The 24,172-nt window shown below is 65.5% G+C and carries 22 protein-coding genes; 10 read left to right on the top strand and 12 right to left on the bottom strand.

What is annotated here, in order from left to right; translation table 11 throughout:
- Window positions 1-15: 15 nt before the first annotated feature.
- Complete coding sequence (locus RMR04_RS06785) at window positions 16-387, bottom strand: VanZ family protein (protein WP_311913706.1); 372 nt, start codon at window positions 385-387, stop codon at window positions 16-18.
- A 130-nt stretch (window positions 388-517) separates the two neighbouring features.
- On the bottom strand, window positions 518-766 hold the full coding sequence (locus RMR04_RS06780) for a hypothetical protein (RefSeq protein WP_311913705.1): 249 nt from the start codon (window positions 764-766) through the stop codon (window positions 518-520).
- A 365-nt stretch (window positions 767-1,131) separates the two neighbouring features.
- On the opposite strand from RMR04_RS06780, the gene RMR04_RS06775 reads away from it, so the two are divergent.
- The 7 genes from RMR04_RS06775 (at window position 1,132) to RMR04_RS06745 (ending at window position 8,068) form a co-directional block, all read left to right on the top strand.
- Window positions 1,132-2,007 carry a LysR substrate-binding domain-containing protein gene (locus RMR04_RS06775; protein WP_311913703.1) on the top strand — a complete coding sequence of 292 codons (876 nt, stop codon included), beginning with the start codon at window positions 1,132-1,134 and terminating at the stop codon, window positions 2,005-2,007.
- Between the two features lie 123 nt (window positions 2,008-2,130).
- Entirely contained in the window at window positions 2,131-3,009 is an 879-nt protein-coding gene (gene ehuB / locus RMR04_RS06770; RefSeq protein WP_311913702.1) for an ectoine/hydroxyectoine ABC transporter substrate-binding protein EhuB, read from the top strand.
- A gap of 43 nt (window positions 3,010-3,052) precedes the next feature.
- A complete protein-coding gene (locus tag RMR04_RS06765; protein ID WP_311913701.1) occupies window positions 3,053-3,712 on the top strand; it encodes an amino acid ABC transporter permease in 660 nt (219 codons plus the stop codon).
- Window positions 3,713-3,720: 8 nt separating this feature from the next.
- Window positions 3,721-4,374: an ectoine/hydroxyectoine ABC transporter permease subunit EhuD gene (gene ehuD / locus RMR04_RS06760; protein WP_311913700.1), complete on the top strand. Its 654-nt coding sequence runs from the start codon at window positions 3,721-3,723 to the stop codon at window positions 4,372-4,374.
- Between the two features lie 41 nt (window positions 4,375-4,415).
- Window positions 4,416-5,573 carry an amidohydrolase gene (locus tag RMR04_RS06755; protein WP_311913699.1) on the top strand — a complete coding sequence of 386 codons (1,158 nt, stop codon included), beginning with the start codon at window positions 4,416-4,418 and terminating at the stop codon, window positions 5,571-5,573.
- A 118-nt stretch (window positions 5,574-5,691) separates the two neighbouring features.
- The gene (gene metC / locus RMR04_RS06750) at window positions 5,692-6,891 is read left to right on the top strand and encodes a cystathionine beta-lyase (RefSeq protein WP_311913698.1); all 1,200 of its coding nucleotides are present in this window, start codon (window positions 5,692-5,694) and stop codon (window positions 6,889-6,891) included.
- 154 nt (window positions 6,892-7,045) lie between these two features.
- Window positions 7,046-8,068 (top strand): amino acid ABC transporter substrate-binding protein, encoded by a 1,023-nt coding sequence (locus tag RMR04_RS06745; RefSeq protein WP_311913696.1) that lies wholly within the window; start codon window positions 7,046-7,048, stop codon window positions 8,066-8,068.
- A gap of 78 nt (window positions 8,069-8,146) precedes the next feature.
- Here the strand turns inward: RMR04_RS06745 and ggt are convergent, their stop codons facing one another.
- From ggt to RMR04_RS06715, 6 genes are read right to left on the bottom strand one after another with little or no spacing between them, the layout of a single operon-like run.
- Complete coding sequence (gene ggt / locus RMR04_RS06740) at window positions 8,147-9,763, bottom strand: gamma-glutamyltransferase (RefSeq protein WP_311913695.1); 1,617 nt, start codon at window positions 9,761-9,763, stop codon at window positions 8,147-8,149.
- Between the two features lie 40 nt (window positions 9,764-9,803).
- Window positions 9,804-11,468 carry an ABC transporter ATP-binding protein gene (locus RMR04_RS06735; RefSeq protein ID WP_311913694.1) on the bottom strand — a complete coding sequence of 555 codons (1,665 nt, stop codon included), beginning with the start codon at window positions 11,466-11,468 and terminating at the stop codon, window positions 9,804-9,806.
- Window positions 11,465-12,283, bottom strand: coding sequence for an ABC transporter permease (locus RMR04_RS06730; RefSeq protein ID WP_311913693.1), 819 nt, complete (start codon window positions 12,281-12,283; stop codon window positions 11,465-11,467). The genes RMR04_RS06735 and RMR04_RS06730 overlap by 4 nt, the downstream gene beginning before the upstream one ends.
- The gene (locus RMR04_RS06725) at window positions 12,280-13,224 is read right to left on the bottom strand and encodes an ABC transporter permease (protein WP_311913692.1); all 945 of its coding nucleotides are present in this window, start codon (window positions 13,222-13,224) and stop codon (window positions 12,280-12,282) included. Before RMR04_RS06725 ends, RMR04_RS06730 begins: the two co-directional genes overlap by 4 nt.
- A 35-nt stretch (window positions 13,225-13,259) precedes the next feature.
- Window positions 13,260-14,804, bottom strand: a complete 1,545-nt coding sequence (locus tag RMR04_RS06720; RefSeq protein WP_311913691.1) for an ABC transporter substrate-binding protein — start codon at window positions 14,802-14,804, stop codon at window positions 13,260-13,262.
- Between the two features lie 30 nt (window positions 14,805-14,834).
- The gene (locus RMR04_RS06715) at window positions 14,835-15,719 is read right to left on the bottom strand and encodes an alpha/beta hydrolase family protein (protein ID WP_311913690.1); all 885 of its coding nucleotides are present in this window, start codon (window positions 15,717-15,719) and stop codon (window positions 14,835-14,837) included.
- 107 nt (window positions 15,720-15,826) lie between these two features.
- On the opposite strand from RMR04_RS06715, the gene RMR04_RS06710 reads away from it, so the two are divergent.
- A complete protein-coding gene (locus RMR04_RS06710) occupies window positions 15,827-16,528 on the top strand; it encodes a GntR family transcriptional regulator (RefSeq protein WP_311913689.1) in 702 nt (233 codons plus the stop codon).
- On the opposite strand, the gene RMR04_RS06705 is transcribed toward RMR04_RS06710, so the two are convergent.
- Both RMR04_RS06705 and RMR04_RS06700 read right to left on the bottom strand, forming a co-directional pair.
- The gene (locus tag RMR04_RS06705; RefSeq protein WP_311913688.1) at window positions 16,471-18,075 is read right to left on the bottom strand and encodes an ABC transporter substrate-binding protein; all 1,605 of its coding nucleotides are present in this window, start codon (window positions 18,073-18,075) and stop codon (window positions 16,471-16,473) included. The two genes, RMR04_RS06710 and RMR04_RS06705, sit on opposite strands and share 58 nt — an antisense overlap.
- A 47-nt stretch (window positions 18,076-18,122) precedes the next feature.
- Window positions 18,123-19,265: a C45 family autoproteolytic acyltransferase/hydolase gene (locus RMR04_RS06700; protein WP_311913687.1), complete on the bottom strand. Its 1,143-nt coding sequence runs from the start codon at window positions 19,263-19,265 to the stop codon at window positions 18,123-18,125.
- Between the two features lie 83 nt (window positions 19,266-19,348).
- Between RMR04_RS06700 and RMR04_RS06695 the strand changes: the two genes are divergently transcribed.
- Entirely contained in the window at window positions 19,349-20,230 is an 882-nt protein-coding gene (locus RMR04_RS06695; RefSeq protein WP_311913686.1) for a GntR family transcriptional regulator, read from the top strand.
- A 218-nt stretch (window positions 20,231-20,448) separates the two neighbouring features.
- Window positions 20,449-21,789 carry an omega-aminotransferase AptA gene (locus tag RMR04_RS06690; RefSeq protein WP_311913685.1) on the top strand — a complete coding sequence of 447 codons (1,341 nt, stop codon included), beginning with the start codon at window positions 20,449-20,451 and terminating at the stop codon, window positions 21,787-21,789.
- Between the two features lie 9 nt (window positions 21,790-21,798).
- Here the strand turns inward: RMR04_RS06690 and RMR04_RS06685 are convergent, their stop codons facing one another.
- Both RMR04_RS06685 and RMR04_RS06680 read right to left on the bottom strand, forming a co-directional pair.
- Window positions 21,799-22,950: a M24 family metallopeptidase gene (locus tag RMR04_RS06685; RefSeq protein ID WP_311913684.1), complete on the bottom strand. Its 1,152-nt coding sequence runs from the start codon at window positions 22,948-22,950 to the stop codon at window positions 21,799-21,801.
- A 3-nt stretch (window positions 22,951-22,953) separates the two neighbouring features.
- The gene (locus tag RMR04_RS06680) at window positions 22,954-24,171 is read right to left on the bottom strand and encodes a M20 family metallopeptidase (protein WP_311913683.1); all 1,218 of its coding nucleotides are present in this window, start codon (window positions 24,169-24,171) and stop codon (window positions 22,954-22,956) included.
- Window position 24,172: the final 1 nt, after the last annotated feature.

The following is a 24,172-nucleotide window of genomic DNA, read 5'->3' as shown; positions in this document are numbered from 1 at the left end:
CAGAACTAGAAGCTGTTAGGGGCGCTCCTGCACGGGCGAACGCTTGCGCGCCACGGCGAGATAGGCCAGGGCCAACACGACCGCGAACGCCGCGCCCGCGACCTTGACCACGGCGTCGTGAATCCGGCCATGGCGCGTGACCTCGAGATATTGGGCGGCTTCGAGCAGGGCGATCGCGACCGACATCGCGAGCAGGACCCGGCCAAGATGGCGCGGATAGGCGGCAGCAAAAGCCAGTGTGATGACGAACCAGCCGAGGAAGCGGCTGATGTCCGGGATCTCGTCGAAGAGATGCGGCCTGGATCCGATCGGCATGATCGAAACCCAGACGAGATAAGCAAGCCCGATCCAGGCGCAAACCAGGGCCGCCGATTTGAAGACGCGCATGAACAACCTCGACACAGCATTGTCGGCCGGACACAGCCAAATCATCGAATCGGCGCCGCCGTCAGCCGAGCTTGCCCGGACAGGCTGACTTATCCGCTAACGACCACGGATCGCGGACGCAAGACCACGATCAAACCGCCTCCGCCAATGCCGGCGCGATGATCGGATCGACGCAGATCAAGGGTTGCGCCGGAACCGCCTCGTACTCCGCATGGATCGAGCGGCTGACATAGGATTTATAGCCGCGCCAGGAGCCAAGCACGCTCTGGCAGCGCCCGCAGGACACGACCGCTTCATCGGCCAGCACGGCGGGGAGGACGATCGAGGGCGAGCCGCAGGCGCTGCAGGCGAACTGAGCCGTCCCATCCGTTCCCGTCATCAACTCGTCTCCATTCGGCACAGAACGCGAAGGCGCGCGAGAGGAGCAATATCGAGGCCAAGATGAACGGTTGCCATCAGACCTGAAGAGCCTCTCCGTCGACCGATGCACACGTCAACTCGCGAAGCAGCCGGCCTTGTGCGAGACTGAGCGCCTGAAGAGGCCGGCCCGGTGGCCGAGACTAGTGGAACGAATTTGACATTTGCGACCCGCCCGATATCGGCCGCGAGGCAAATGTCAAATTCATAAGTTCCACTAGAAAACCAATGATTTGCTAGTGGTTTTGGTGATTCCGACATTTGCTCCGAGCTCGATATAGATTGGGGAGCAAATGTCGGAATCAAACCACTAGCGGGCAGCTTGGCGTGAACTACCGTCAGATCGAAATCTTCTCGGCCGTCATGAAGGCCGGCACCGTCTCGCGCGCAGCGGAGCTGATCGGACTGACGCAGCCGGCCGTCAGCCGCGCCATCGCGGAGCTGGAGCGCGCCATCGGCTTCTCGCTGTTCGACCGCGTCCGCAACCGCATCATCCCGACGCCGGAAGGGAAATTATTCTACGCCGATATCGAGCGCTCCTTCCTCGGCATGGACACGTTGCGTGCGGCCGCCGCGCGCATCCGCGACCAGGGTTCGGGCCAATTGCGCATCGGCTCGCTCTCGGCACTGGGCTCGTCTCTGGTCCCGCGCGCGGTGAAGCGTTTCCGCGTGGTCCATCCCGATATTCGTGTGACCCTGATGGTGCTGCCCTCCCGCGACGTACGCGACGGCGTCGCCTCGGGCGAGTTCGACATCGGGCTGGCGGCGGACGAGATCGACGTCACCGGCGTGCTGCATCAATCCTTCGTCACGCCGCGCGTCCTCTGCGCCATGCCACAGGGCCATCCCTTGGCGGCGAGGGAGATCATCGGCCCCCATGATCTCGATGGCGTCGACTTCGTCGCCTATGTCCCCGAGGATCGGGCCCGGCAGCGTCTCGACCTGATCTTCACCGAGGCCGGTGTCACCCCCAACATCGTGGTCGAAACGATCTATGCCGCGACCGTCTGCGCCCTGGTAGCCGAGGGCGTCGGCGTCGGCCTCGTCAGCCCCTATGCCATCGCCGGAGCCGATCCGACCCGGCTGGTGCTGCGGCCCTTCGAGCCCGTGGTCCAGAGCAAGAGCCTGCTGATCCTGCCGCTCGACCGCCCTAAATCCCAACTCGTGCGCGATTTCATCGACTGCCTGATGGCCGCACGCTGAAGCAATCGTTCTGGAGCGGGCTAGGTATAAATCCTAGGCATCGTCTCATTACCGCAACGCGATTGTCGCCCGAACGCGTCCCTCTATCGTCGCCGACGGCCGATAGAGCCGGGGGAGCATGCCATGCCGTTCTTTTCCAAGCGCATCCTGATGGCTGTCATGGCGCTCGGCCTCGTCGCGGCCGCGCCCTGTGCGACGCAAGCCCAGCAATCCAGCCTTGTCGGCAAGAACTTGGCCGGCAAGACCATCACCATCGGCATCCATAACCGCGCACCCTGGGGCTATCGCGACAAGAATGGCGATGTGATCGGCTATCATCCCGATCTGGTACGCGCCGCGCTCGCCCCGCTCGGCGTCAAGGCAATCGAGTTCACGGTGGCCGATTTCGGAGCGCTGATCCCCGGCCTGCTGGCCAACCGCTTCGACATCATCGCATCCGGCGTCGCCATCACCCCGGCGCGCTGCCAGCAGGTGCTCTTTGGCGAGCCCGATCTCTCCGCCGGCGATGGGCTGCTCGTGCTCAAGGGCAACCCGCTCAACCTGCACAGCTATGAGGACATCGTCAAAAATCCGAAGGTGAAGCTTGGCGGCGGACGCGGCACGGAGAACGCCAAGAATGCGCTCGCCGCCGGCGTGCCCGAGGACCGTCTCCTGCTCTTCCCCAACAATGAGGCGGTGGTCAGCGCCATGCTGGCCGGCCGCGTCGATGCCGCGACCTTGTCGGCGCCCAGCGTGTCGGTCCTGATGGAAGCGGGCGGCATGAACGGCATCGAGCGCGCCTTGCCGTTCAAGGGCTATGTCCGGCCCGACGGCAGCGAATACATGATGGCGACCGCCGTGGTGTTCGCTCCCAGGGACAAGGAGTTGCAGGCGATCTACAACGCGCAGCTCGCCAGGCTAAAGGCCGACGGCACGGTCAAGGCGCTGATGGACAAGTACAATTTCACCGACGCCGAGGCGCCGCCGCGCGCCAGCTCAGCCGAGCTCTGCGCCAAGAATTGAGGCTCAGCGAAACTGACGCTCGGCCAGAAACCCACGCATCATCATGACATTCGCCGAGGTTCTCGCCGGCATTTTCGAAGGCTTCCGGGTCACCGCCTTGGTCACCCTGCTCGGCATGCTCTACGCCGTGCCCTTCGCCTTCATCGCCGGCGTCGCGCAGTATAGCGCCCGCGGCTGGCCGCATGCCGCCATCACCGCGCTGATCGAATTCTGGCGTTCCTCGCCGGTCATCATTCTGCTCTACGCCTTCTACTACACGCTGCCGGGCTTCGGATTGCGGCTGTCGGGCCTCACCGTCGGCGCAATGGTGCTGGGGCTGAACATCGGCGCCTATGGCAGCCAGGCGGTGCGCGCGGCGCTGCAGGCGCTCAACCAGGGACAGGTCGAGGCCGGCTTCTCGCTCGGCCTCAGGCGCTGGCAGATCCTGCTGCTGATCGAACTGCCGCAGGCGCTGCTCGCCATGATGCCGACCTTCATCAACCAGTTTATCCAGCTGGTGAAGGGCACGGCGCTGGTCTCGCTGATCACGCTCAGCGACATGACCTTCCGGGCCAAGGAGATCTCGCAGCTCCATTACGACCCGGTGAAGGTCTATACCGGGCTGCTCGTCGCCTATTTCATCATCTGCTATCCCGCGACCATCGTCGGACGCTGGCTGGAGCGCAAGGTCGGCGCCGGACGGAAGCTCGTCCATGATGTTTGACCCGCACGATGTTTGACTTCGGCTTCGCCCTGTCGATCGTTCCCGTCATAGGCAAAGCGCTGACGACCACGCTCGCAGTGACGCTGCTGAGCTGCATCTTCGCGGCGCTTCTGGGCTTCGGGCTGGAAATCACGCGCCGCTCCAGCCAGCCGATGCGCTACGCCATGCGCTTCGTCATCGACTTCATCCGCTCGACGCCCGTGCTGGTGCAGCTCTATTTCCTCTACTACGTGCTGCCCGTCTACGGCATCAAGCTGCCGGCTCTGGTCGTCGGCGTCGCGGCGTTGAGCATCTATTACTGCGGCTACCTCGCCGAGGTCTTCAAGGCCGGCATCGACGGCATCGCGCGGGGCCAGTTCGAGGCGGCCAAGGCGCTCGGGCTTGGCCGCTTCCAGACGGTCATCCTGGTCATCGCCCCGCAGATGCTGCGCAACATCGCCGCGCCGATGGGCAGCTATTTCATCTCGATCTTCAAATCGACACCCTATCTCGCGGTCATCGCCGTGCCGGAATCCTTCGGCTCGGCACTCGATATCGCCTCCGACACCTTCCGCTATGGCGAGCCGCTCGCTGTCGTCGGCGCGATCTTCCTCGCCATCGCCGTCAGCTTCTCCTGGCTCATTCACCGCTTCGAGGCGCGTCTCACCCTCCCCAGCCGGTGACAGCCCCCGATACGCCCCACCATCCCGATCCGAGGCATGCCATGGATACCAAACTCCTCGCGACGCTGACGCAATGGCGCCGGCAGCTTCACGCCCAGCCGGAGCTTTCCGAGCATGAGCACGGCACAGCCGCCTTCGTGCAGGAGAGGCTGACCGAGCTCGGCATTCCCTTCGTCGCGGGCATCGGCGGCGCCGGCATCGTCGCGACGCTGAGCCGGCCGGGCTCGAACCGCTCTGTCGGCCTGCGTGCGGACATCGACGCCCTTCCGATCGCTGAAGAAAACGACGTTCCCTATGCCTCCAGGATGCCCGGCGTGATGCATGCCTGCGGGCATGACGGCCACACCGTCTCCCTGCTCGGAGCGGCCGCCACACTGGCGCGCGATCAGAGCTGGAAAGGCACGGTGCAGTTCATCTTCCAGCCGGCGGAGGAGAATGGCGTCGGCGCCAAGGCGATGCTTGCCGACGGCCTGCTGGAACGCTTCCCGATGGAGCGCGTCTTCACCTTCCACAACTGGCCGGGGCTCGATGCCGGCACGGTCGCCGTCCATGACGGGCCGGTGATGGCGGCCGGCGGGCGTTGGAGCGTTACCCTGCACGGCCTGGCGGGCCATGCCGCGATCCCGCACCAGACACGGGACCCGATCGTCGCTGCCGGCCACCTCATCGTCGCACTCCAGACCATCGTGGCGCGCAATGTCGATCCGATCGACGCCGTCGTGCTCTCGATCGGCCAGGTCAGCGGCGGCGTCGTCAGCAACCAGATTCCGCCCAGCGTCACGCTGCTCGGCACCTTGCGGACCTACCGGCCGGAGGTGCGCGAGGCTGTGATCAAGCGGATGAGAAGCATCATCTCCGGCATCGCTGAGGCTTACGACATGCGCACGGATGTCGAGATCCTCTCGACCGGGCGCGCGGCGATCAACACCAGGGCCGAGGGCGAGCTCTCCGTCGCCGCCGCCGGGATGGCAGGCCTGGCCGTCCGCCGCGACCTGCGCCCGAGCACCACCGGAGACGACTTCTCCTTCCTGCTCCAGCAGCGCCCTGGCGCCTATGTCTGGATCGGCAACGGCCCGGCCGCGCCCGGCGGCGAATTGCACAACTCGCGCTACGACTTCAACGACGCGATCCTGCCCGCGGCCGTGGGCTGGCTATCGCATGTCGCCAGGCTCGCCCTCACCGAGGCGCCGGGCGCCTGAGCTTTGCCCGCAAGCCATAAGCCCACGAACCATAAGCCAGGCTCATGACCTCATGATCCCGGCTCGATTGTCTCGACCCATCGGGGTCGTCAACCTGACGCATCGAAAGAGGCCCATCATGCACGACCTGACCCGCTGCGTTCACCACCCCGCCGTCTCCGACGAGGGCTATGCCAGCCTCGCCGTCGCGACACACCGCGCCTCGACCATCGTCTATCCCGATGCAGCAAGCTTTGCCGCCCGCAAACATCGCGGCTTCGACGGCTATACCTATGGCCTGCACGGCACGCCGACGACGCGCACGCTGGAGGCGCAGCTCTCCGAACTCCATGGCGGCGTGCGCACTGTCCTCGTTCCCTCCGGCCAGGCTGCCGTCACCATCGTGATGCTCTCGGTGCTGCTGCCGGGCGACAAAGTGCTGATCCCCGACCATGTCTATCCGCCTGTCCGCAGCTTCTGCGAGGAGTACCTCAAGCCGCGCGGCATCGATTACGGCGTCTATGACCCGCTGATCGGCGCCGGCATCGCCGACCTCATCGACGACAGGACCAAGCTCGTCTGGGTCGAGTCGCCGGGCTCGGGCACCATGGAGGTGCAGGACGTACCCGCCATCGCGAAGGCGGCCAAGGCCAAGGGCGCGCTTGTCGGCTGCGACAACACATGGGCGACGCCGCTCCTGTTCAAGCCGCTGGCGCATGGCGCCGATTTCGCCTGCGAGGCGCTGACCAAATATGTCGGCGGCCATTCCGACCTGCTGCTCGGCTCGGTCACGGTCGCCGACATGGCACTGCGGCAGAAGCTCAAGGAGACCTTGCGCGGGCTCGGCGTCGGCGTCTCGCCGGACGAATGCGCGCTGGCGCTTCGCGGCATCGAGACCATGGGTCTGCGCGTCGCCCATATGGGCCGCATCTCCGAGGATTTCGCCCGGCGCCTGACGCGCTCTCCCGCTATCGAGACCGTGCTGCATCCAGCCTTGCCGTCCAGCCCCGGCCATGAATTCTGGAAGCGCGACATGGGTCGCTCTTCGGGTGTTTTCAGCGTGGTGCTCAAGCCGATCGCCGAGGCGGAGCTCGAAGCCGCGCTGACGGCGCTCAAGATCTTCGCGATCGGCGCCTCCTGGGGCGGCACGCGCAGCCTGATCGCGCCGATGGCGGTGAAGGGTGACCGCACGATCAAGCCCTGGACGCATCCGGGCACGGTCCTGCGCATCAGCATCGGGCTGGAGGATCCCGACGATCTCTGGAGCGACCTCGACGCCCTGCTCGTCGCGCTCGAACGCCCAGCGGCCGCCCAAGTCGCCCGAGCCCAAGTCGCCTGAGCCAAAGTCGCCCGAGCCCAGGTCGCCTGAACCGACATCGCTTGAACCGACGTCGCCTGAGCCAAGACCATCTCCGGGAGAGAAACGAACGCGGCGGCAACGCACCGCCGCGCAGGGAGAGCTTTGTCCAAAATCAACAAAAAGGGGATCTGGAATGAAACGCATACTGCTCCGCCTGACGACAACGGCCATGCTCACGGCGAGCCTTGCCATGCCCGCCATCGCAGCCGACACCCTGAAAACCATCCGCGAGCGCGGCAAGATCATCTGCGGCACGAGCCCCGGCGTCGCCGGCTTCTCGCTGCAGGACGCCAATGGCCGCTGGGACGGCTTCGACACCGATATCTGCCGGGCGCTCGCCGCTGTGATCTTCAACGACCCGGACAAGGCGGCCTATGTCCCGCTGACCTCGAAGGACCGATTGATCGCATTGCAGGCCGGCGAGGTCGACGTGCTGCCGCGCACCACGACCTGGACCTTGTCGCGAAACGCCAGCCAGGGCGTCACCTTCACCGGCGTGAACTATTATGACGGTCAGGGCTTCATGGTGACGAAGAAGCTCGGCGTGACCTCCGCAGCCCAGCTCGGGGGCGCCTCGATCTGCGTGGCGCAAGGCACGACGAGCGAGCTCAACCTTGCCGATTATTTCCGCAAGCTCGGCCAGAAATACGAACCCACCGCCTTCGCCACCTCCGAGGAAGCTTTGCGCGCCTATGAGGCCGGACGCTGCGACGCCTACACCACCGACATCTCGGCGCTCTCGGCCAACATGCTGAAATTCCGCGTGCCGGAAGAGCATCTCGTTCTGCCGGAGGTGATCTCGAAGGAGCCGCTCGGCCCCTGGGTCCGCAGCGGCGACGAGGTCTGGTTCAACCTCGTGCGCTGGACGCTATTTGCGCTGATCAACGCCGAGGAACTCGGCGTCACCAAGGCGAATATCGCCGAGATGACCAAGTCGACCAATCCCGAGATCAAGCGCTTCCTCGGGCAGGACGGCAAATTCGGGGAGGCGATGGGCGTAAGCAATGACTGGGTCGTGCGCATCATCTCCGCCATTGGCAATTACGGCGAGAGCTTCGAGCGCCATCTCGGCCAAAAATCCCGCATGCGCCTGACGCGCGGCCCCAACGCCCTCTGGACACAGGGCGGACTGCAATACAGCCCGCCCTTCCGGTGAGGGGCTCGCTGCGCCGGTTGGAGGCACCCAGCAGCCTGCCGTGCTCCCAATCGATCGCGACAGCCTGCGCGCCGCAGATCAAGCCGCCGGCACCGAGATCGCCATGCCATCGCGCTGTGGGTCGGCTCCGCCTGAGCAGCGTCCGTCATCGATCCTGATGCCGTGCAGGGCCGCGAAAGGATAGCTCTGGGCCGAGCGCTTGATGTCGTAGCCCATCGCGCTCAATTCAGCGCTGACGCTGCGGCGGATGCGGTTCGAGATATCGATTGAGTTCGAGACAGCGACGATACGCGGCGCGGCAACCGCCTCCAGCATCGACATGCCGAAATCGACGACGTTCATGATGCCTTGCGCCATCGCCGGCGCGATATAGCTGCCGCCCGGCGCACCCATGACGATGAAGGGCTTGTCGTCCTTGAACACGATGGTCGGCGCGGCCGATGAGGAGCGGCGCTTGCCCGGTGCGATCGATCCCGCGCGGCCGGGGCGCGGATCGAAGCGGCTCATCGTGCCGTTATACATGAAGCCCAGCCCCGGCGTGATCGCGCCAGACGGGCTGCCCAGCGTATGCGTCAGCGCGACTGCGTTGCCCTGGCTGTCGACCACCGAGATATGCGTGGTCTCGCGCGAGGAGGAGCGCTCCAGCCGCGTCACATCGGCCCGCTCGCCGCGGCGGATGCTCTCGGCCTGGCCGGCGGCATGCTCCTTCGAGATCAATCGCTCGACCGGTACGTCGACATAAGCCGGATCGCCCATATGCTGGTCCTTGTCGATGGTCATGCGCTTCATCGCCTCGGCCAGCAGCCGGACATGCTCCGTGCCGCCATGGCTCAGCGCGCCGATCTCGAAATTCTCCAGCATGTTGAGAATCTGCAGCATCAGCATGCCGCTGGCCGGCGGCGGGCTGGTCGAGATGCGGTGACCGCGATAGGAGCCCCAGACCGGCTCGGCGACCGAAAGCTCATAGGCCGCCAGATCCTCGCGCGAGATCAGGCCGCCATGTGCTGCGAAGTCGGCGGCGATCTCTTCGGCAAGCTCGCCCTTGTAGAACAGCTCCGGCCCGCCCTTGGCGAGACGTTCGAGCGTGTTCGCCATGTCGGGATTGGCAAGCAGGTCGCCGACGCGCTTCAGGCTGCCATCGGGTCGGAAATACAGGCTCTTGCCGGTTTCGCTGTAGCGCAGCTTATCGGCGGTGTTGACCTGGCCCGAGCCCTTCTGATCCTGCGACCAGAACCAGTGCATATGCGGGCGCACCAGCACGCCGCTCCGCGCCTGCGCGATCGCAGGCGCGATCACATCGGCCCAGTCCATCCTGCCGAAGCGCGAGAGCGCGTAGTCATAGCCCTTGACGCTGCCGGGCGTGCAGACGGCGAGATGGCCGAACTCGCTGATGCCGCCCTCGAGCAGGAAGGCGAAGCCGTCGCGCGACTGGCCGAGCAATTTGTCGACCCACATGTCGGGCGTCGCCGAGAGCGAGGCTTTTGCGTAGAACTCGACGATCTGGTGAACGCCGCGGCCAGGCATGTAGAGCTGCATCGAGCCGAAGCCGCCGATCCCGCTCATCAGCGGATCGACCACGCCCTGCATGAAGGCGCAGGCGATGGCGGCATCGACCGCATTGCCGCCGCGCTCCAGCACCGCCGCGCCCGCCTCGGCGGCCTCGGGTTGCGGGCAGACGATCATTCCGTTCTTCACGGCGAGGTCCTCATTTGCTCCAGCACCTGAACCATTGCCGTCACGCCGGCTCGCTCAAGCGCCAGAACAGCCTCACCCCGCCATCCCCGCTGCTTTCCAGCCCCGGCACGGCCGAGAGCAGCTTGCGGGTATAGGCGTGCTGCGGATCGTCGAAGATCTGGTCGCGCGAGCCCTCCTCGACGATGCGGCCCTCCTGCATGACCACGACACGGTCCGCGACCTGCTCGACCACGCCGAGATCATGGCTGATGAACAGGCAGGAGAAGCCGTGCTTGCGCTGCAATTCCGCGAAGAGTTCGAGCACCTGGGCGCGCACGGTAACGTCGAGCGCCGAGACCGGCTCGTCGGCGATGACGAAGCTCGGCCGGCGCACCACGGCGCGCGCGATCGCGACGCGCTGGCGCTGACCGCCGGAGAGCTCATGCGGAAAGCGTTCGGCAAAACCGTTGCCGAGGCCGACCTCGGCCAGCACCTCGGCGACGCGAGCCTTCTTCTCGGCGGCTCTCATACCCGGCACCGATCGCAGCGGCTCGGTGACGAGCTCGCCGATCGACATGCGCGGATCGAGCGAGGAGTAGGGATCCTGGAACACCATCTGGCAGTTCAGCCGGTAATCCCAATAAGCGGCCTCGCTCTTGAAGATCGGCTTGCCGTTGAACAGGATCTCGCCGCCGCTCGATTTGACCAGGCCAGCGATCGACTGGCCGAGCGTGGTCTTGCCCGAGCCAGAGCCGCCGACGACAGCGACGACCTCGCCCGGCTGCACCGCGAGCGAGATGCCGTGCAGCGCGCGCTTGGGCGCCGATTTGCGGAAGAAGCGCTGCCGGCCGGGATAGTCGACGACGAGGTCGCGGACCGCGACGATCGGCGTCTTCGCCTGCGGGAGCTCGCGGGCCAAACCCCGCAGCGGCATCGCGGCGAGCAGCTTGCGGGTATAGGGGTGCTGCGGCCGCGCCAGGATGTCGTCGGCCGCGCCCTGCTCGACGACGTCGCCCTGGCTCATCACGACGATGCGGCTGCAATAGCGCGCGACCATGCCGAGATCATGCGAGATCAGCAGGACAGCGGTGCCGTTCTCCTTGGTCAGGTCGACCATCAGCTCCATGACGTCACGCTGGACGACCGCGTCGAGCGCCGTCGTCGGCTCGTCGGCAAGCAGCAAGGCGGGCTTCAGCAGCATCACCGAGGCCAGCATGATGCGCTGGCGCATGCCGCCGGAGAACTGGTGGGGGAAGGCGTGAAGCGCGCCTTCGGGATCGGAGAGGCCAACGCGCCGGAGCATGTCAAGGATCAGCGCCCGCCGGCCGGCAGCATTGAGATCGCGATGGAGCGCAAGCCCCTCCTCCAGCTGCCGACCGATCATCATCGACGGGTTGAGCGAGGTCATCGGTTCCTGGAAGACCATGCCGACCTTGGAACCGCGCACGGCGCGCAGGCGTTTGGGCGCCATCGTCGTGATCTCGTCGCCGTCGAACAGGATCGAACCGGAAACGAGTTTCACCGCCGGCGGGACGAAGCCCATGATGGCGCGGGCCGCCAGCGTCTTGCCTGAACCGGATTCCCCGACGATGCCGACGATCTCGCCCGGCGAGACCGAGAAGCCGACATCGTTGACGACGGTCTTGCCGGACGCACCAATCCTGAGCGTGAGATTGGATACCGCGAGCAAGGGCTTGCTGGCGGGCGCGGGATTGCCAGTGCTCATCGCATGCCCCTCATCCGCGGATCGAGCCGGTCGCGCACCGCGTCGCCGAGCAGGTTGATGCCGAGCAGCGTCAGCGAGATGCACAGGCCGGGAAAGATGCCGAGCCACATCGCCTGGCCAATATAGGGCCGCGCACCGGCAAGCATGTTGCCCCAGGTCGGGGCCGGCGGCGGTACGCCCAGCCCCAGGAAGGAGAGCGAGCTCTCGGCCAGCAGCACATAGCCGAACATCGAGGTCGCCAGCACGGTCAGGGGCGCGACGCAGTTGGGCAGGATGTGGCGGGCCATGGTGTAGCCTTCCGAATTGCCCATCACGCGCGAGGCGGCGATGAACTCCTTCTCGCGCAACGACAGCACCGTGCCGCGCACGATACGCGCGACCGACGGCGTATAGGCGATGCCGAGCGCGACGATGATGCCGTATTTATTGGCGCCGACGACCGCCAGCAGGCCGAGCGCCAGCAGGATGCCGGGGAAGGCCAGCAACGCATCGTTGAAGGCCATGATGACCCGGTCGACCCAGCCACGGACATAGCCCGAGAACAGGCCGATCAGCGTGCCGAAGATCACGGCGAGCGCCACCGTCAGCAGGCTGATCCAGACGCTCGTGGCAGCGCCCGCCATCAGGCGCGAGAGCACATCGCGGCCGAATTCATCGGTGCCGAGCCAATGGGCCGCGCTTGGCGCGGCGAGCTTCTCGCGAAAGGAGAGCTTGAGCGGATCATAGGGCGTCCAGAGCGCGCCGGTGCCGGCGGCAATGAGGAGGCCGCCGATAAGGCCGCCCCCGATCAGCGCATTGAATGCAGGGAGCTTCATTGCGCCGTCACCCTCGGGTCGAAGATCGGATAGCAGAGATCGATCACGAGATTCACCAGCACGTAACAGAAGGCGACGAAGAGCATGCAGCCCTGGATGACGGGGTAGTCGCGGGCGAAGATCGAATCGACCAGGAGCCGGCCCAGTCCGGGGATGGTGAAGACGGTTTCGACGACCGCGATGCCGCCGAGCAGATTGCCGAGCACGAGGCCGATCAGCGTCCAGGTCGGCCCAAACGCGTTCTTGAAGGCGTGGCGCCAGAGCACCGCGCCTTCCGAGAGCCCCTTGGCGCGGGCATGGGTGATGTAGTCGAGCCGCAAAACCTCGAGCGTCGAGGCCCGCGCCATGCGCAGGATCACGCCGATCTCATGCAGGAACAGCGTCAGGATCGGCATGATCAGATAGATGATGCCGCGCCAGGGATCGTCGCCGATCGAGACATACCCCACCACCGGCAGCCATTCGAGCTTGAGGCCGAAGAACAGCAGCAGCAGCAGGCCGAGCCAGAAGGTCGGGATCGAGAGCAGCAGCGTGGCAGCGCCGACGAGGCCGAGATCGAGCGTCGAATCCTGCCGCCAGGCGGCGATGACACCGGCCGGCACTGCGACGAGGCTGGCGAAGAACACCGCGACCAGCACGATCTGGGCGCTGACCCAGAAGCGCGACAGGATCAGCGGCAGGATCGGCTCCTGGCTGTTGATCGAGATGCCGAGATCGCCCTTCAGCAGATGGCTAAACCAGATGCCGAACTGCGTGGGCAGGCTCTGGTCGAGCCCGAGCCGGGCCCGCAGATCGGCGATCGAAGCGGGCGTCGCGAGATCGCCCAGCATCAACGAGGCCGGATCGCCGGGTATCAGGCGGATCAGGACGAAAACCGACACTGCCACGATCAGCAGGGTCGGGATCGCCATCACGATCCGGGTCAGTGCAAAACGCAGCATCGGGCTCTCCCCGCTTCAGGACTGTCGGGGATGGCTCAGTTGGCGAGCGTGACTTCCCACATGCGCTGCTTGGACTGCCAGGCCTCGAAGCCCTTGACGCGCTTGGACAGGGCATAAGGCTCGACACCGTTGAAGGTGAAGATCATCGGCACCTCGGCGATGTAGCGCTTGTGCAATTCGTCGAAGAGTTTCTGACGCTCGGCCTTGTCGGCAACCACCATCGCCTTGTCGATCAGGGCCAGCGCCTGCGGCTCCTCCCAGATCTTGCGGGGCTGCTTGTCTTTATTGCCGGAGAACTGCTCGAATCCGAGCGCCGGATCGAAGCGCGACGAAAACGAGAAGGCCTGCATCTGGTAGTTGCCCTTGTTGTAGCGATCGAGCTGGGTCGCCCATTCCAGCACCTCGATCTCCGCCTTGATGCCGATGGCCTGCAGCATCGACTGCGCGACGACTGCTTGCGGGAAGCTCACCGCGGTCGGGCGCTTATTGGCGAGGATGGTGATGGTCTCGCCCTTGTAGCCGGATTCCTGAAGCAGCTTCTTTGCCTGCGCCGGGTCGTATTTGAAGCCCTGCTTCTCGACATCGCCGAAATAGGACGAGCCTGGATAAAGCGGCGAGTTGTTCGGCTTGGCGAGATCGGCCGAGGCCGCGGAAACCAGCTCGTCATAGTCGATCGCGGCGGCGATGGCCTGGCGCAGCTTGACGTTCTTGAGCAGCGGGTCGCGCGTCTGGATCAGCAGGCCATGGCGCACGGCATTGGTCCCGACCTGGACGTTCAGGCTCGGCGCCTTGCGCAATTCATCGACATCGCTGTTGAGGATGCCGCCCATGTCGATGGCGCCTGAAAGCAGGCCGGCCTTGACCGTCGCGGGGTCGCGCACGATCAGGAATTTCACATCCTTCACCAATGGGCGCTTGGAGCCGAGATAACCGTCGATCTTGCCGTCGCCCTTCGGCGAGACGTAGTCCGCGAAGGCGCTCATCGTGTAGAATTCGTTGCGCTTCCACTCGCCCATCTTGAACGGGCCGGTGCCGATCGGCTTGTCGAAGGAGCCGTCGGGCTTGACCGAGTCCTTGTGGATCACGGCGGCCATGGCGCAGTCGGTGCGGGCCAGCGCGTCGAGGAAGAGCGCATTGGGCGCATTCAGCTTCATCGTCACGGTATTGGCGTCGGGGGCTTCCACCGCCTCGACCTTGAGCCCGTTGCGGCCGTCGAATTCGGTCAGGCAGCGCCAGTCCGTCTTCGGATCCATGTAGCGATTCCAGCTCCACAAGACGTCCGCCGAGGTCAGCGGCGCGCCGTTGTGGAACTTCACGCCCTTGCGCAGGGTAAAGGTGTAGGTCTTGCCGTCCGGGGAGACGTCGATCTTCTCGGCGAGCAGCGGGCCGGGCGTGCCGCCCTCGTCATAGCCGGCGAGGCCCTCGACCATTTGCAGCACGAAATCGTCGGTGTTGTCGTCCCGGTTGACGCCGGGATTGATGCTGCGGACATCAGCCGCGACCGAAACAGTGAGTGACTGCGCGGCAGCGGGGCCAGCCATTGCCGCGAGCATGAAGGCGGAAGCGAGCACACGGTTCATAACTGTTCCCCTTATTGTTTTAGGTGGCGCTCAAGCGGCCTTGGCGCCGCCGCCACGTCGGCGGGCGAGCACATCGGCGAAGAAATCCTGCACGCGCGGCACGGCCCTCAGGCCGTCGTGGGCCATGTTGGGCACGAGATCGAAGCGCACCGACACGCCCGCGGCCTCAAAGGATGTCTGCAGGCTTGCCAGCCGCTCGGGACGCGTCGCGCCGGCATGGTTGGCGTCCGGCATCCAGTTGCGGCCGCCTTGCTTGTGGGTGATCTCCCAGGTCTCGAGATCGGCCGCGCCGACGATCATCTGCACCGGAACCTGGCGCATCGCCTCGATATCGGGTGCCACTCCGAAGAGTTGCGCCATGTTGCGGGTGCCGACCCACCAGTCGCGCGTCGGATCGAGCAGGGTCACAGAGCCCGGCGCACCGATCGAGCAGGCCCAGAGCTTTTGCGGCTGCAGCATCAGGAAGCGATGGGCGAAATGGCCGCCGCCGGAATAGCCGAACAGGGCGAAGCGATCGATGCTCAGGCCGTAGCGCTGCGCCACCTCGTCGACCATGGCGAGCAGGACATGATCATAACGGATCTCGCCCTCGCGCATATATTTGAAGCCGTCGCGATTATCGTCGCCGAGCACGCCGATCGGAAACAGCGGCGCCAGCACGACGCAGTTGTTCCAGCGCGCGAATTCCTCGAAGGCGTCGCGATAGCCGGTGAAGCCGCGCCCGGTGCCGTGCATGGCCACGACGAGTTCCGGCTGCTCACCGCCCTGCCCCAGCGTCTTGGGCACATAGAGGCAATAGCTGAAGCGTGGATCGGCCTTGCAGGCGATCACCGCCGTGGGGCCGAGATCGTAGAGCGCGCGGGCGATCGCGGCGGCATCTTCCGGCTGGGAGGAGGCGGTTGCAGGAGCGGTCATGATGCGCCTTTCGATTGGCGTAATAATTGGCGCCAATTATGTTGCATGTTATTGTAGGGCTCGCAACGCCCCGATGCGACAAATCTGGAATCTGCTAAAGACACCCGATGACGACTCGTCCGACCCGCCAAAAAGAGAAGCGCGCGCTGGCCAGCGAGATCGCGCAAGCGATCCATATGCGCGCCTACCGGCCAGGCGAATGGCTGCGCCAGATCGACCTCGAAGAGGCCTTCAAGGCGACGCGTTTCGACGTGCGCAGCGCGCTTGATGAACTTGCCGTCCGCAAGACCATCGAGCATGTTCCCAATCGCGGCTACCGTGTCGCCGAGATCGACCTGAAGACCCAGCGCGCGATCCGGGACACCCGCATCATCCTGGAGACTGCCGCCGCGCCCGGCATCGTCGCCGGCATCGATGCCGCGACGATCGCGCGCTTGAGCGAACTCGCCGAGCGCTTCAGCCAGGCGGTCCTGAGCGGCACGCGCATCAAGCAGAGCGAAATCAACGGCGCCTTCCACCATCTGATGTACGCGGTCTGCGGCAACCCCGTGCTCGAAGAGACGATCTGGGGGCTGAGGGACCGCTCGCGCGGCTCCTCCGTCACCGTCTGGAGTTCGCATCAGGCGCTGCTCAACAGCGACCGCGACCACCACGCCATGGTCGAGGCGCTGCGTGCGGGCGACGCGACGCGCCTCGCCGGGCTGATCGCCCATCATATCGTCAAGGACATGATCGAGGCCCAGGCGCACGCTCAGCCATCGACCGAGACCTCCCAGAGCCGGGGCAGCGAAGTCAAAGACGAGGTGTAGCCCTTGACCCGCTTCGAGAAGGCGCCGCTGACGATGCCGTTATAGAGCATCACCATCGGCACATCGGCGATAAAGCGCTTGTGCAGCTCGTCGAAGATCGCCTGGCGCTCGGCCTTCCCCGCAACGACCATCGACTTGTCGAGCAGGGCCTGCACCTGCGGATCGTCCCAGAGCTTGCGTGGCTGCTTGTCCTTCGGGCCGGTGATCGATTCGAAGGAGAGCGACGGGTCGAGCCGCCCCGAATAGGGGAAGGCCTGGATCTGGTAATTGCCCTTGTTGTAGCGGTCGAGCTGCGTCGCCCATTCCAGCACTTCGATCTCGACATTGATCCCGGCCGTCTTCAGCATCTGCTGGGCGATGACGGCGGCGTCGAAGCTGTTCGTGTAGCGCTTGTTGGCCAGCATGACGATCTTCTCGCCCTTGTAGCCGGCCTCTGCGAGCAACGTCTTCGCCGCTGCGGGATCGTATTTCACGCCCTGCTGCTCGACCGGGCCGTGATAGGCCGAAAGCGCCGGAACGATCGACTGATTGGGCTTGCCGATGCCGTCCGTCACAGCACCGACGAGCTCGTCGGTGTCGATTGCCGCCGCAATGGCCTGGCGCAGCTTGACGTTACCCATCACCGGGTCGCGCGTCTGGATGATCAAACCGACAAGGCCCATGCTGGAGACGACGGACAGCGAAACCTTGCCACCCTTCTTGAGTTCGGCGACATCGGCATTGGCGACGTCGGGGACGACATCGACATCGCCGCGCTCCAGCGCCGCCTTGGCGGTGGCGCTGTCGGGAATGATGACGAAGCGAAGCTCGTCGACGAGCGGTCGCTTCGCCCCGGTCAAACCATCGATCTTGCCCGGCAGGGACGCGTAGTCGGCGAAGCGCTCCAGCTTGATGTATTCGCCGCGCTTCCACTCGCCGAGCTTGAACGGCCCGGTGCCGACCGGCTTGTCGAAGCTGCCATCGGCCTTGACGGAATCCTTGTGCAGGATGCCGGTCATGGCGCAGTCGGTGCGCGCCAATGAGGTCAGGAACAGCGCGCTCGGCTTGTCCAGCGTGAACACGACGGTGCGGGCGTCAGGCGCCGTCACGCTTTCGACCTTCACCGTGCCGCGGCCGTCGAATTCGGACAGGCAGCGCCAGTCCGTCTTCGGGTCCATGTAGCGGTTCCAGCTCCAGAGCACGTCGTCCGAGCTCAGGCTGGCGCCGTTATGGAACTTCACGCCCTGGCGCAGCGTGAAGCTATAGGTCTTGCCATCGCCTGAAATCTCGATCTTTTCGGCCAGCAGCGGCTTGGGCAAGGCATCCTCGCCATAGGCAACCAGGCCCTCGACCATGTGGAGCACGACGCCGTCGGTGTTGTGATCGCGATTGACGCCGGGATTGATCGAACGGATGTCGAAGGGCAATTGGACACGCAGGCTGCTCGCCTGCGCCGAAGCGGCGATCGTCACACCGAGCACCAGGCCGGCGGCGAGACTTGCCGCGAGACTCCCAGCAGGCCTTGCTGCAGGCCTCGCGAACCACGAATTCCAACGACGCATCGGCATGTTCCCCTCTTTTTATGACGAGCTGTTCGGCCGGCGTGTGGCTTCCGCTATTCGGCGGCCTGCGCGAGCGTGACCGGCTCGTCCGTCAGGCTGTAGCGCGTGAAGACCCGGTTCAGCGCCGGCAGCAGCGCAACCTCCATGCTCCCCTTGGCCGGCTCCATGATCACCATCGCGACGGTGGCAGAGAGATTGCCGGCATCGTTGAGGCGCGGCGGCCGGCAGACCGAATGAGGGGTGAGGAAATCGTCGAAGAAGGCATGCTTGAGATCAGCGACCGTCAGCTTCTCGCCGGCCTCGTCGAGCAGCTTCTTCACGCGCCAGTCGCGGTAGAAGCTCTCGGGGACGCGCGGCGTCCCGGTATCCCTTAGCTTCGTCAGCGCGACCTGCCCAACCCAGTGATTGGCATGCACGATCAGCCCCTCGCTCGGATAGATCGGGAAGGCCTCATCCGGCGCGCATTCGAAGTCGATGGCGAAGCCCTTCACCGTCGAGAGCATCATGTTGTTCGAGCAGGCCTTGGGCGTGGTCGCGACCGCCTTGATCGCGAAGGCGAGATGCTCCTGCTCCAGCACCTTGCGGCGAATCAGGGCGAGCGGCACGCCCACCTGCGTGAAATCGCGCTCGGATTCGAGATAGTTCGCGGTGATGCTGATGCCGGCCGCATTGGTGCCGCAGCGGGCAAGGCCGCCGGCCTCGACGAAGGTCAGGAAATCCGGCCCATCCTCGCGGCGCACCCGCAGCACGATCGCGGTCTCCGCGCATTCGGCCTTCCAGTCCCAGTTCTGGCCGTGGATCAATTCGCCGCTGGCGCTGCGCTCGGGCAGGATCACCGCGCCGGTGCAGCCATCGTCGAGCTCTTCGGTCTCGGCGATCGGCGTGCTTTTGATGAGCTTGGCCTTGGCGATGACCTCGGTGCGGGCATTGATCATGACGATGTCTTCGAGCGGCACCTTGGCGCCGTCGGCGATGCCGCGCATCTCCTCGATGTAATGCGCACCGAAGGCTTCGATCTCGCGGGCGAATTCGGCGATCAGGGCCGATTTCGCGGCGGCGTCATAGCCGAGATCCCCAAGCTGGCCGCCATAGAGCTCGATCGAGCGCTTGACGCGCTGCGGCACCGCGGCGCCATGCTGGCGGCCGCGCTCATAGGGCGAACCCGAAACGTCGACGAAGGGGCAAGGTTCAACCATGGTCGGGACTCCGCGTAGCGCGCTGGCGCATCGTCAATCCTTAATGTATTTCATTGCCAACTAAGACAATCAAGAGTTTTTCAATGACCACCCCCACCCGGCTGCAGCAGGACATCGCCGAGCGCATCCTCCAGATGGTGCGCGAGGATGGCCTGGAGGCCGGCGCCTGGCTGAACGAAAACAGCGCCGCGCGCCGCCTGAACGTCTCGCGCACGCCGGTCCGCGCCGCCCTGGACTATCTCGCCGGGCAAGGCGTCGTTCGGCGCCACCCCAACAAGGGCGTCGAGTTGCTGAGCACGCCGGCAATGACCGCGGGCAATGGCGGAAATCCCGACGCGACCGAGCTCGCCATGGTCAGGATCGCTCGCGACCGCGAGGCCGGGCAACTTCCCGACGACATCTCCGAGCTGGAGGTGATGCGGCGCTACGACCTCGGCCGGCCAGAGGTGCAGCGCCTCCTCGCCCGCCTCGCCGACCTCGACATGGTCGAACGCAAGCCCGGCTATGGCTGGCGCTTCCTGCACGATCTGCGCGACCCTTCAGCCCATGACGAGCGCTACCGCTTCCGCCTGCTGATCGAGCCCATGGCACTGCTGGAGCCCGGCTTCTCGCTCGAACAAGGCTGGATCGACGAAATGCGCGCCCATCATCGCGAGACGCTCGAGCGCCCCTGGCGCGAAGCCTCCAGCATCGGCTTCTACGAGATGAACGCCGATTTCCACGAGGGATTGGCAGCGGCCTCGGGCAACCGCTACATCCACTCGGCGATCAAGCGACAGAACCAGCTGCGCCGCCTGTCCAATTACGACTGGGTCTTCGGCTTCGAGCGCGTCGTGGTGAACTGCCGCGAACATTTGCAGATGCTTGACTGTCTCGAGGCCGGCGACCGCGAACTCGCCTCGGCCCTGATGCGCAGCCATCTTCAGCGGGCCAGCCAGCTCCGCCGCGCCAACGGGTTTGACTAGAGCGTTTTCAAGCGAAGTGGATACCGGTTCCCTCGCGACAAACGCGAAGCGTTTGCGTGAAGAAAACGCGTCAAAACAAAAACCGAGAGCCGGATGCGAAAAAACGGGAACCGGTTTTCCGCATCCGGCTCTGAACCCGAAACGGCGCCATCGAACAGATATTGTCTTTTGTATTTAATAAAGACATCATGAGCGTCCCGCTTCGCCGAGGACCGATCATGACCGCCCATGCCGCCCCGCCCCAGCCTCACCTCGCCAACCGGCGCGATGCCTTCTGGATGCCGTTCACGCCGATGCGCGGCTTCCAGAGTGAGCCGATGCTGTTCGAGAGCGCGCAGGGCATGCATTACGTCACGCCGGAAGGCCGGCGCATCCTCGACGGCATGGCCGGGCTCTGGTGCGTCAATGCCGGCCATGGCCAGCCCCGTATCGTCGAGGCCATCCGCGAGGCCGCCGGCCGGCTCGATTTCGTCTCCTCCTTCAAGATGAGCCACCCAGCCGCGGAAGCCTATGCGGAGCGGCTCTGCGCGTTCGCGCCCGAGGGCATCGACCATGTCTTCTTCGTCAATTCGGGCTCGGAGGCCGTCGACACCGCGCTGAAGATCGCCCGTGCCTATCACCACGCCAGGGGTCAGGCCGGCCGCACCAAGCTGATCGGACGCCACAAGAGCTATCATGGTGTCGGCATTGGCGGTCTCTCTGTCGCCGGCATCGGCCGCCACAAGGCCGCCTTCGGTCCGTTGCTCGCCGATGTCGCCCATCTGCCGCTGCCCTATGACCGCGCCACCATGGCCTTTTCGCGTGGCCAGCCTGAGGGCGGGGTGAGCGCGTCCGAGGCGCTGGAGACCTTATTGCAGATCCATGATCCCACGACCGTTGCTGCCGTCATCGTCGAGCCCGTCACCGGTTCGGGCGGCGTATACCCGCCGCCGAAGGGCTATCTCGAACGCCTGCGCGCGATCTGCGACAAGCACGGCATCCTCTTGATCTTCGACGAGGTCATCACCGGCTTCGGCCGGCTGGGCACGCCCTTCGCGGCACAGGCCTATGGCGTCAAGCCCGATCTGATGAGCTGCGCCAAGGGCATGACCAACGGCGCCGTGCCGATGGGCGGCGTACTCGTCGCCGGCCATGTCTATGAGGCCTTCATGGCCGGGCCGCCGGAGGCGGTCGAGCTCTTCCACGGCTATACCTATTCGGCCCATCCACTCGCCTGCGCGGCGGGGCTCGCGACGCTCGATGTCTTCGCCGAACAGGATCTGCTCGGGCGCCTGCGCAGCGTGCTGCCGCTCTGGGAGGATCGCGCCCACCGCCTCAAGGGCGCGCCACATGTCGCGGACATCCGCACGGCCGGGCTGCTTTGCGCCATCGATCTCTCGCCACGCCCCGGCGCCGAGGGCGCGCGCGGTGGCGCCTGCGCCAAGCTCTGCTACGAGGCCGGCGTCTTGATCCGCAATGCCGGCGACACGCTCGTGCTGTCGCCGCCGCTGATCATAGCGCCCGGCGAGATCGAGACGATCTTCGCGACGATCGAGGCCGCCTTGTCGCGGATCGATTGAGAGGCTCGGTCAGGAGAGCTGCGGGCCGCCGGCCCGCAGCAACCCCCTCGCCATCCCGGTCAATCGTTCCCCGCCGCCCGCGCGAACAACGACGGTCTCGCTGAAGCCGAGCCCGCCGGCCGAGACATACATGTGGAAGACCATGCCCTCCTCCAATCGCCATGTCGCATTGGGCAGGAAGACGCGTGAAAAATCGCTCGGGCGCGGCGTCCGTGCGTAGAGCCCAAGCGTATAGCCGCTGACATTGTCGTAGGCCGGCCGCAGGCGCTCAGCGAGCACCGCCTCGCGCAAGACGGCGTCGACCTCGCCAGCGCGCGCACCCGGCCGCATCGCCGCGAATTGCCGATCCTGCAAGGCGACGAGCCGCTCGGCGAGCGGCGCAAGCCCGCGCCGATCCGAGCCGATCAGCACCGGCCGCATCAGCCTCGCGCCATAATTCGCGACCTTCGGGATCAATTCGACATGCAGCACGTCGCCATCATCAAGCGGCTGTGCGGTCATCACGCCATGCAGGAATTCGTGGTCGCCGATACCGGGCACGATCGGCCCCGTCTCGCCGGTATCGGCGCCATTCTCGAGGAAGCTCGCAGCCGCGATCGCGGCCGCCGCACGCGGAGACAACCCTGGCTGCGCCCTGGCCGCGATGGCCGCCATGGCCTTGTCGGCGATCCCGGCCGCCTGCGCGAGCAATCCGATCTCGGCCTCGGACTTGACCTGGCGCAGCAGGTCGCCGGCACCCGGCATGTCGACGAAACGTGCCTCCGGGAGAAGCGCCTGGAGCCGGTCGCGTGTCGCAGCGGTGAAGCCATAGGAGTTGTGGTCGGCCCCGATCCGGGAGGCGGCATGGCCCCGGGCGCGGATCGCCTCGGCCATCACAGCATGCGGCTCGGCCGTATCGGCAAAGCCCCTGATATCGGAAAACCAGCAGGCGTTGCGGCAAGGCTGCGCATCGAGATCGCGCAGGACGAACCAGGGTTCGCCCGTGAGTGGCAGGAAAGCCGCGCGATACATCGTCTCCGAGACGGTGTAGCCGGTCAGCCAGGCCAGGCATTCGGCATGGTCGATCAGGAAGAGATCGACGCCGGCATCAGTCATCGCGGCCCGCGCCCTGGCGACGCGGCTTGCGAACTCCCGAAGCGTGAACTCCTGGGGCGCGAACATTGCTCAGGCGATCTCGCAGATATCGAGGATGCAGAGCATGTAGATCCGGATCATGGCGAGGTAGTCGACGATCTCGACGCGCTCGTCAGGCATGGTGTTGTAGCGCCCGCCCGGACCGCAGACGATGCCTTCCATGCCGAGCTCCGCATAGAAATGGCCGGCATCGGTGCCGAAGAACCCGGGAGGCGCAATCGCGCCTGTCGGCTGCGCCTCGCCGCGCACCTCCTGATAGGCGGCGTTGATCGTCTTGACGATGCGGGCGTCCCTGGCGACCTCGAAGGCCGGCATCGACCTGTGGCCCTCTTCCTTCTCGGTGCGGATCGCCGCTTTCAAGCCGGGGAAGCGCGCCTCCAGCGCATCGAGCTCGCGGCGCATATCGGCGATGGCGCCGGCCTCGGTCTGGCCCGGCGCATAGCGCCCCGAACCCTTGATCCGGGTGAAGTCCGCGACCTGCGGCGCGCGCCATTCATGCAATTCCTTGCCGAGCGCACCGCGAACCACGCCGACATGGACGCGGTTGATCGAGCGGTGCTCGTCGGATTTCGCGCCGGAGAAGGTCATGGCGTTGAGGCGTGGGATCAGGTCGCAGGCCGCGACGATGGCATCGACAGCCTGTTCGCGCTTGGAGAGATGGCGGGTGTTGCCGGTGAGTTCGATCACGAAGGTAAAGGCGCAGGCATGCATGGTGATGGCCTGCAGGTCGCTCGGCTCGGAATTGATGAAGTAGTCGGCCTTCACCCCGTTCCGGATCGCCGCGACCGTACCGACGCCGCCCTGCAATTCGCCGACGACAAAGGTCAGGACGACATCGCCCTTCAGCCTCACGCCGGCGTCGATCAGCGTCTTGACCGCGCAGAAATAGGCAGCATCCCCCGCCTTCATGTTGGAGACGCCGATGCCGTAGATGAACTCCTTGTCGACGAGCCCGCCCCAGGGATCGACCGTCCAGCCCTCGGTCGCCGGGTTGGTGTCGAGATGGCCGTTGAACAGCAGGCTCTTGCCGCCGCCCGTGCCCTTCCAGCGCCCGATGGCGTTGACACGCTCGCCGACGACTGGCTGCAATTCGGCCTCGACGCCGATCTCGCGCATCTTCTCGGCCATGAAGGCGGCGAGCACGCGCTCGCCTTCGGTCTCGGAATAGCTCTTGTGGCGCGCCATGGCGCTGAGGAAATCGAGGGCGGCTTTCTCGTCGAGACGAGCCAGGAGGGCGGCGCGATCCATC

This window comes from Bosea sp. 685 (assembly GCF_031884435.1).
GTDB lineage: Bacteria > Pseudomonadota > Alphaproteobacteria > Rhizobiales > Beijerinckiaceae > Allobosea.
The sequence above is the reverse complement of the archived record's forward strand: the minus strand, read 5'-3'. Positions and strand labels throughout refer to the sequence as shown.